Consider the following 1,173-nt stretch of genomic DNA (forward strand, 5'->3'; position numbering starts at 1 on the left):
GAGGAGTTGTCGTTGCCGGTGGATCGCCCCCGCCCCGCAGTGGCCTCCCACCACGGCGCCACCACCACCTACACCCTCGACACCGAACTCATCACCGCACTACACACCCTCGCACGCCAGCACGACTGCTCGGTGTTCATGGTCATCCACGCCACCCTCGCAGTCCTACTCGCCCGCCTCAGCAACAGCACCGACATCCCCATCGGCACCCCCATCGCCGGACGCGGCGACCCCGCCCTCGACGACCTCATCGGCATGTTCGTCAACACCCTCGTCCTACGCACCCACATCAACCCCCACGAACCCTTCACCGACCTACTCACCCGCACCAGAAACACCGACCTGCAAGCCTTCCAACACGCCGACATCCCCTTCGAACAACTCGTCGACCACCTCACCCCCCACCGCACCCGCTCCCACCACCCCCTCTTCCAAACACTGCTCGCCTTCCAAAACCTCGACCAACCCCACCTCCACCTCCCCCACCTCGACATCACCCCCACCGAACCACCCACCCCCACAGCACGATTCGACCTACAAATCATCCTCACCGACAACCACAACGGCGAGATGACCGCCACCATCACCTACGCCACCGACCTCTACAACCCCACCACCATCGACACCCTCACCCACCGATGGCTCCACATCCTGCACGCCATCACCACCAACCCCACCCAACCCATCGCCACCATCGACATCCTCGACCCCACCGAAAAAACCGACCTCCTCACCCGCACCGGACCACCACCCACACCACCGACCACCCTGCCCGACCTCCTCACCACCACCGCCCACAACCACCCCCACAACACCGCCATCATCCACAACAACCACCACATCACCTACCAAGAACTCGACCAACGCTCCAACCACCTCGCCCACCAACTCCTCCACCACCACATCGGCCCCGAAGACATCGTCGCCATCGCCATCCCCCGCTCCCCCGAAACCATCATCGCCATCTGGGCCATCACCAAAACCGGCGCCGCCTTCCTACCCATCGACCCCACACACCCCACCCAACGAATCACCCACATCACCACCAACTCCCACACCACCATCGGCCTCACCACCACCCCCACACACCCACACCTCCCCCACACCATCAACTGGCTCACCATCGACAACACCCCACCCACCACCACCCCACCCATCACCGACAAAGACCGC

1 protein-coding gene is annotated in these 1,173 nt (G+C 63.9%); it reads left to right on the plus strand.

Annotated features, from left to right (window positions below; genetic code table 11):
* Window positions 1-12: 12 nt before the first annotated feature.
* Window positions 13-1,173: condensation domain-containing protein (locus tag ABZW96_RS37655; RefSeq protein WP_355081662.1), on the plus strand; the 1,161-nt coding region annotated here is incomplete at its 3' end.

Source organism: Nocardia sp. NPDC004168 (assembly GCF_040610355.1).
Lineage (GTDB): Bacteria > Actinomycetota > Actinomycetes > Mycobacteriales > Mycobacteriaceae > Nocardia > Nocardia sichangensis.